The 7,062-nt window shown below is 42.3% G+C and carries 6 protein-coding genes, 1 pseudogene and 1 riboswitch; of the genes and pseudogenes, 2 read left to right on the top strand and 5 right to left on the bottom strand.

Going from position 1 to position 7,062, the window contains the following annotated elements; all coding sequences use genetic code 11:
- Nucleotides 1–367: 367 nt before the first annotated feature.
- Nucleotides 368–820: an RNA recognition motif domain-containing protein gene (locus tag BCU34_RS23640; protein ID WP_017061054.1), complete on the top strand. Its 453-nt coding sequence runs from the start codon at nucleotides 368–370 to the stop codon at nucleotides 818–820.
- Here BCU34_RS23640 and murI read toward each other — a convergent pair.
- From murI to btuB, 3 genes and pseudogenes are all read right to left on the bottom strand, one after another.
- Entirely contained in the window at nucleotides 783–1,589 is an 807-nt protein-coding gene (murI, locus tag BCU34_RS23635) for a glutamate racemase (RefSeq protein ID WP_102478826.1), read from the bottom strand. The two genes, BCU34_RS23640 and murI, sit on opposite strands and share 38 nt — an antisense overlap.
- 63 nt (nucleotides 1,590–1,652) lie before the next feature.
- Nucleotides 1,653–2,315: pseudogene (locus BCU34_RS23630) on the bottom strand (ATPase); the annotation flags it as partial.
- A gap of 48 nt (nucleotides 2,316–2,363) precedes the next feature.
- Entirely contained in the window at nucleotides 2,364–4,199 is a 1,836-nt protein-coding gene (gene btuB / locus BCU34_RS23625) for a TonB-dependent vitamin B12 receptor (protein ID WP_102478813.1), read from the bottom strand.
- 38 nt (nucleotides 4,200–4,237) lie between these two features.
- Nucleotides 4,238–4,442, bottom strand: a riboswitch (cobalamin riboswitch).
- Nucleotides 4,443–4,596: 154 nt separating this feature from the next.
- On the opposite strand from btuB, the gene trmA reads away from it, so the two are divergent.
- Nucleotides 4,597–5,706, top strand: a complete 1,110-nt coding sequence (gene trmA, locus BCU34_RS23620; RefSeq protein WP_102478814.1) for a tRNA (uridine(54)-C5)-methyltransferase TrmA — start codon at nucleotides 4,597–4,599, stop codon at nucleotides 5,704–5,706.
- A gap of 80 nt (nucleotides 5,707–5,786) precedes the next feature.
- On the opposite strand, the gene BCU34_RS23615 is transcribed toward trmA, so the two are convergent.
- Together BCU34_RS23615 and fabR are read right to left on the bottom strand one after the other, a co-directional pair.
- Nucleotides 5,787–6,158, bottom strand: coding sequence for a YijD family membrane protein (locus tag BCU34_RS23615; protein ID WP_004736696.1), 372 nt, complete (start codon nucleotides 6,156–6,158; stop codon nucleotides 5,787–5,789).
- Entirely contained in the window at nucleotides 6,158–6,799 is a 642-nt protein-coding gene (fabR, locus tag BCU34_RS23610) for an HTH-type transcriptional repressor FabR (RefSeq protein WP_010438693.1), read from the bottom strand. Before fabR ends, BCU34_RS23615 begins: the two co-directional genes overlap by 1 nt.
- Nucleotides 6,800–7,062: the final 263 nt, after the last annotated feature.

The following is a 7,062-nucleotide window of genomic DNA, read 5'->3' as shown; positions in this document are numbered from 1 at the left end:
AGCGCTAGCGTTTTGTGATTCACATCTCAGTCGCTAGGGGTGCGTACTATACCTGCACCACTTTGAGAGTCAAGGGTTATTTTCAAACTCTTTTTCTCTACCGATTTCGCTGTGTGACTTTCGTCTCACTCCGTGTCGGTGAGGCGGCATTATAGAGAGATTGAAGGGGAGCACAAGGGCTTTTTGAAATAAAAGTTTTGTTCGCCTAAAAAGCCACCAGATCCGCATTTTTCGAATAAAAACTAAACATTTGAGACGTATCACAGCAATACATTGGAAAAATGGAAGCCATGAACGTAAGATTCATGTGTCTATTTTGTTAATGGTAGATGCGTCTATTTCGTTTATTAATATGTAGTATTCCGATATGAACTCAAAAAAATCGATGTTGTTAATTGTCGCACTGGCTGTATTAGGCGGCATTGTTTTCTCTCAGGTAGATATATCGCCTGCAATTACCTTTATCCTTGGTGTCTTGGCTTCCGCTTTTGTTGTTAACTTTTCAAGCACCGACTCAAAATCAGATTCAGAACCTAAGGCTTCAACAAAAACACTTTATGTGGGTAACCTTCCATACAAAGCGAACGAATCACATGTACGTGAATTATTCTCAGAGCATGGTGAAGTATTTGCAGTACGTTTAATGAAAGACAAACGTACTGGTAAAAGAAGAGGCTTTGGATTTGTTGTTATGGCAAGTAATGATGTGAATCATGCAATATCTGCACTTAACGATAAAGATTACATGCAACGAACTTTAAAAGTACGTGTTGCAAATGATCCTAAACATCCTGAAGCGGACGAATCTGAACTGAGCTAAATCCTAACTGCTTTAACATACTATTTAGTGCACTTTCTTTTTTAGGGAGTGCACTACAAAAAACCTCACGCACTCCACCTTCTTTATTAATGCTTTCCAAGCTCAACAAATCTTGAACCCGCTTAGCTATCGCTTTACCAGAATCTATCAGCACTACGCTTTCACCTAATACTTGTTGAATCTCTGATTTGATCAGTGGGAAGTGGGTACATCCTAAAACTGCCACATCAATCATGTTGATCATCGGTTGAAGAATTTGCTGCAACTCTTCAAGGCTAATCTCCTCGCCTCTAAGTTTATCTTCGGCCATATCCACCAGCCGAGTGGAACCTAATAGCTCCACTCTTTTATTACTCGAAAAATTTTTGATTAGATCGTGTGTGTATTCACGAGTAATCGTCGCTGGAGTTGCAATAAGGCCAACGGCTTTATTAGCCAATAATGAAGCTGGTTTGATTGCCGGGACAACACCGACAATAGGGATAAGATTATTAGCGCGAAGTGTAGGCAAGACTATCGTACTGGCCGTATTACAAGCTATCACTACAATATCAATATCGTGACTCACCACAAAACTGGCCACGATACTTTGGACTCGCTGAATGAGAACTTGCTGATCGAGCTCACCATATGGGTAAGCTTCGTTATCGAATACATAGATATAGTTGTGATTGGGTAGTAACTGGCTTATCTCTTTATATACAGACAGACCGCCAACTCCAGAATCAAAGACCAATATGTTTTTTTGTATGCTTTCCGACACAACCATTACCTGTAATAAGTTCCACAGCAATGATACCCCTTCACTTAGTTTTCGCCAATCATCACTCCACATAATGCAAGCTCGGTAGCGTTGATGCACAAAGCGCTCACCCTGCTCTGCATTTTCTAGCTCTATCTTAAGTTTTCCTTTAAAGCATGGCGCTGACGTTACTAAGGTATGAAACTCACCACCTTCACCACATGGGTCGACGTGACTTGGCAGACTGTCTATTAGTTCAGGTGTGTATTCTTTCCCGCAATAGCTCATGTCTAATGCATCGATATCAACTGTGACGAGAAAGGTTTCGATTCCTCTATCTATTATTTCTTGAGCCAGCGCTTGGCTACTCTGTCCCAGTAGAGGAAAAACACACTCCCAACCCGCAGGTTCTATATAACTTCTTCGGTAATCAGCAATACCATTGCAAAACATATCGCCGAATGCCACGGCATCGATAAATAAACCAGATCCTTTAAGTGCCGTAACAATAGTACTTTGATAGATCTCATTACTTGGAAAGACTTCCGGCAGCTCAATCGTTATTAATGGCAAACCAATCAATGTTGCCTGCATTCCGACAACCTCGATTGGCGTTACTTGGAAAGGAACCTCATTTCCCACATACGTAGTATAGAGAGCAACAACTTCATACTCAGTGCTTTCAAGTAGACGTTCTAGGATTAATGTAGAGTCTTTGCCTGATGACCAACTTATGACGACTTTCTTTTTCATTGATATACCCAATAAGAAAAAACCGCCCGAAGGCGGTTTAGGTGTTAATTAGAATTGGTAAGTAGCATTCATGTGATATGTACGCTCTGGTGATGGGTACCCACCAGCAGTCTCATACTCTTCGTCAGTTAAATTATCCACTCGACCATTTAAAGTTAGGTTTTCATTCGCATAGTAGTTCACTGAAACATCAAACAAACTATACGCTGCAAGATCTTCAGAGAAATCCGGTCTCTCACCTACATATTGGTAGCCTAGCGAAACATCAACCTCATCGAAACTAGCCACTGCATTATACTTGTAAATCTTCTTAGCTCTGCGTATCAATTGATCACCAGATTGATCTTCTGGGTCTTGAAAGTTAGCGCTCACTTGATGATTAATAAAGCTAGTATCAAATCCAACGACCATTTCCACACCACGTAGTTGGCTTTCGCCATCGGTATTGTAGTACTTGCTTGTCGCGTAGTTGTAATCAATTAAGTCTTCGACGTTCGTGTCATAGCCAGTAATCGACCAATCAACATCCTTGATTAAGCCACCAAAAGTCAGCTCGAATGAATCTGCCTTTTCAGCTTCTAACTGTGCATTACCGTAGTAGCTGTATAGTTGATATAAGTTAGGTGCCTTGAAGGATGTGCCATAAGCTGCTTTCACGACAAGCCACTCAGCATAACGATAGCCTAACCCTGTGTTGTAAGTGGTTTCGGTACCAAACTGTTCATTGTCATCCACACGGACGCTCAGCTCGCCAAACACTTTATCCGCATCTGCATTTAATGCAGCGAAGTACGCAACATTCGTTCTGTCGTATTCAGTATTCGAAGGCTTAACAATATAAGCCTCATCACGCCAATCTACACCGCCACTAAGAGTCAGTGCCGAAGTTAGTTTGTATGAATTAACCCATTGAACATTTAACTGTTCAAGCTCATCAGATGTTGCTGACGCCGAGTTCTTGCCTAAAGACTGTTCGTAGTTCCAGTTATCTTGATTCTGATAGTTAACTAGGAAATCAGACTTAAGTTCACTGCCACTATATTTAACACCAGTAGCAAAGGTAGAATTTTGAACTTCAGCTTCTTTGTAAGAATGGACTGGGTTACCGGTATTAAAATCAACATACGAACCATCATATTGAGAAATGGTTTCAAACATGCGGAAGTTCGCAAAGCCACTCCACTGTTGGTCGAAGTTATGTACGTACCCAATCAAAGCATTACGTGATTCAAACCCATGACGGTCGCCATCGTTTACTCCGGGCATGGGGTGAACGTTATAGCCTTCATCAGAATCGTAACCAACCGATACATTCAAATGACCATTTTCGCCAACTTTGGTACCACTAACAAAACTTAACTCTTCATAATCACGGCTGCCTAATCCCGCACTCACTACCGTTTCTTCATTGTCAGAACTGGCAACTGTAATGATATTAATCACACCACCAATAGCTTCTGAACCATACATAGCAGCACGAGCGCCTCGTACATACTCGACTCGGTCAACAAATGTGATTGGCAGCTGGCTGAAATCGACACCACCTTTTGCAGCGCGAGCAAAACGAATGCCGTCAATTAACACAAGAACCTGATCAGAGTTAGCACCTCGAACAAAGATCGAAGCTTGCTGGCCTCTACCACCATTCTGTGTAACTTGAATGCCCGTTAATCGTTTGAATACATCAGTTAGTGACTTAGCTTGAATACGAGCTATATCTTGACGTGTCACAACCTCAACTTGAGCGACAACACTTTCGGTGCTTTGCTCAAAACGGTTAGCCGTAACCACCATGGTTTCGTCGGCAGATGCTTGTTGGGCGTGTAAATTGGAGATAGGTGAAAGCAGCGATGCTACAGCAACCGCTAAAAGGGATTTGTTCATGTTGTGGTCCTAAATCGCGTAAAGTCCTACCAAACCACATTTATGGTTTGGCCGCTGGCAGGTATTCGGACTCAAGAGCACAACCTTATGGTTACCTTGTATTCGACTTCCCACAAAAAGCTATTTGCAGTGTCTTATGAATACTTGTTCTCTTTTACCGCTGCGCGTCAGTTCTGGATTCGCACCAGATTCCCTCTTCAGCCATCTATACATCCAAATGGCACCAGCTTGCCGAAGATAGTATTGACCTCTGAATCATTTGTCTAGTCTAAGATAGTTATAAGCTATAGTTTTCATGGCCTATTTACACTGATTGGCTCTCAACACTGGACAAGCGCCTGTGATTGAATAAAATCTGCGCTCTTGATTTAAAAGCACGACAGCAAAAGGCATAACAATGGCGAATTTAGATGTAAACCCGCAACGCTACCAAGAACAACTGGCAGAAAAGACTGAACGTCTTACTGAAATGTTCTCAGAATATAATGTGCCTGAGCTGGAAGTGTATGAATCTCCAGAACAACACTACCGCATGCGTGCTGAGTTCCGCGTGTGGCATGAAGGTGACGATATGTATTACGTCATGTTCAATCAAGAGACTAAAGAAAAATACCGCGTAGACCAGTTCCCTGCAGCTAGCCGTCTTATCAACGACCTAATGCCTCTATTAACAGATGCAATGAAGGACAACCACTCTCTACGCCATAAGCTATTCCAAGTAGATTTCCTTTCTACATTAAGCGGCGAGATTTTGGTGTCACTGCTTTACCATCGCCAATTAGGTGAACAGTGGATTCAAGATGCTAAAGCACTTAAGCAGCAATTAAACGATGAAGGTTTTAACCTAAACCTGATTGGTCGTGCGCGTAAGATGAAAATTGTACTGGATCGCGACTATGTAATTGAAAAGCTAGACGTGAATGGTGATAGCTACATCTACCAACAAGTAGAGAACAGCTTTACTCAACCAAACGGCAAAGTAGCAGAGAAAATGCTGGAATGGGCTGTCGACTGTACTCAGGACAGCAAAGGCGACTTGCTTGAGCTTTACTGTGGTAACGGTAACTTCTCATTAGCGCTAGCACAAAACTTCGAGCGTGTACTGGCAACTGAACTGGCGAAACCGTCAGTAGAATCTGCGCAATACAACATCGCGGCGAACAACATTGAAAATGTTCAGATCATCCGAATGTCTGCAGAAGATTTTACCGTAGCAATGGAAGGCAAGCGTGAATTCCGTCGTCTACAGCAAGCGAACATCGATCTTAAGAGCTACAACTGCAACACTATCTTTGTTGATCCACCACGCTCAGGCATGGATGTTGATACTTGTAAGATGGTTCAAGGCTACGAGCGTATCATGTACATCTCTTGTAACCCTGAAACGTTGAAAGAGAACCTAGAGATCTTAAGCGAAACACACGATATCACTCGTTTTGCTCTGTTTGACCAGTTCCCTTACACCCACCACATGGAAGCGGGTATGTTCTTAGAGCGTAAATCATAAACCTTGCTTTCTCGACCTAAGACAAACAGCAGATACAAAAAAACGAGCCAATTGGCTCGTTTTTTTATTTCTAAATCAGCTTAAGCCGTTTTGCCGATAAAGCCTAGTTTCTTACCTACCCATGCAAGAAGCAACATCGCGACAATAATCGCGAAGAAGTTTGAGCCAGCGTCTGGGTGTTGTGCTTTCACGAAAGCCGAGTGGCCAAATGCACCCACGAAGAAACAAGCTAAACCTACTAGTGGGATATCTTCAGATACTGGGTTAGTTAGGTATTCTTGGTAAAGCGCTTGTACAGCTAAAACTAAAGCGATAAGCGGAAAAATAGAGAAGCCCACTTCGCTCATTGTTACCCAAGATAACAATGCATCACCACACACACCGGCTACAACAGCAAGTACAAGTGTCTTTCTTTCAGAACCACGGTTTACAGTATTATTTTCATTCGACATTATTCAATCCCGCCTTTTAATCGGTTACGTTCACGTTCTTTACGATACCAAAAAGCTCCTTTGGCCATCATTCGCAATTGCATGATCAAGCGTTCAGCCAATTCATCTCGCTGACGTCGATCTAAATCTAATGCTTCTGCCCCTGAGTTGAAAACTAAGATGACCGAGGCTTCAGCTTGAGTAAAAGCTTCGTCCCTTGTCATGCCAGTCGTTATCAAATATTCGGTTAACTCAGCAGAGAAGTGCTGTATCTCACGAGCTACCGCTGCACGAAACTCAAATGAAGTTCCTGAGCGCTCTCGCAATAACAGTCTGAATACGTTAGGGCTGCTTTCAATGAATTCCATAAAGGTTTCAACCGATGTGCGAATCACACTGCCTTCTTTTACTATGCGTTGTCTAGCTTGACGCATTAACTGGCGCAACAGTAAGCCACCTTCATCAACCATGGTTAAGCCAAGCTCATCCATGTCTTTGAAGTGACGATAAAAGGAAGTCGGTGCTATTCCAGCCTCACGAGCGACTTCTCTCAAGCTTAGATTGGAAAAACTACGATCAGCGCTGAGTTGGCTAAATGCCGCATCGATTAAGCTGCGACGAGTTTTTTCTTTTTGCTGTGCGCGAATGCCCATTGGTTTCATACTTTATCAATTTCTTTTTTTACAGCCTAAACAGGCATGTCTAATACTCTGTTCAATATAACGCGAATCACTTATTTATATAAGGCACTCTGGTTATATAAGACACTAAACATACCTCTTTGTGCACGTACCGAAGTAAATACGTTCAAAGAAAAAATTTCAATATCCACACTGTCATTTGGAGACATACGACATACCAAATATTATTTTTTCGATAACACTGCGTGATCCCACCGACTCTCTGATGCCCTTTTCATGTACCA

The organism is Vibrio sp. 10N.286.45.E10 (genome assembly GCF_002874195.2).
Classification (GTDB): domain Bacteria; phylum Pseudomonadota; class Gammaproteobacteria; order Enterobacterales; family Vibrionaceae; genus Vibrio; species Vibrio crassostreae.
This window is presented reverse-complemented; position numbering and strand designations above follow the sequence as displayed.